Here is a 629-nt window from a genome sequence, read left to right on the forward strand (position 1 = left end):
CTTATCCCCGTTTTAATAACACTATTGTTCAATCCTCCTAATGAATCGTAATTATTGTCATATTCATTCGACCCATAGGTAGTTTTTGTTAACTTATCATCACCGTCGTATGAATAATTCGTGGTATGTGTAGTATTGTTGATTTTGTCTGACACAGAACTGATATTGTTATTTAAATCGTAATTGTAATTTAGCTCATTGTTATTTGAATCTGTCACCTTTACTAAACGATCCGCTGGATCAAAAATATAATGATGGAGGGTATTGTTAACCAAATCATTTTGATAAGCTAGATTCCCTGCTGCATCATACTGATACGTATATCTTGGTTTTTCTACTTCAATTCAAATCGCTTCAATTTTTCTGTTTTACGTATATAAGCCTGGGGTTCCGCGTTTTGCTATAGGGCCGGTGCCTGCATGGGAACGGATAATTTACTTAATTTTGTATGTCCCGTAGCCCCAAAAATAAAAGAGGAATTAAAACACATTTCAATTTTATTATTCATAATCTAAAGCATTCAGGAGGTGGTGGGATGGCTTTAGTCGGAAATTTAATTTGTAACATTGGCAATTTTAAAATTACAAATTTAAACGGTATAGTGAATGTCGGAATGACTTTGAATAAGA

General features: G+C 33.4%; 1 pseudogene. It reads right to left on the bottom strand.

Going from position 1 to position 629, the window contains the following annotated elements:
- Positions 1 to 275 (bottom strand): annotated as a pseudogene (locus tag JN080_RS28980) (hypothetical protein); the annotation flags it as partial.
- Positions 276 to 629: the final 354 nt, after the last annotated feature.

The organism is Bacillus sp. EB600 (genome assembly GCF_024494385.1).
Lineage (GTDB): Bacteria > Bacillota > Bacilli > Bacillales > Cytobacillaceae > JAEVLT01.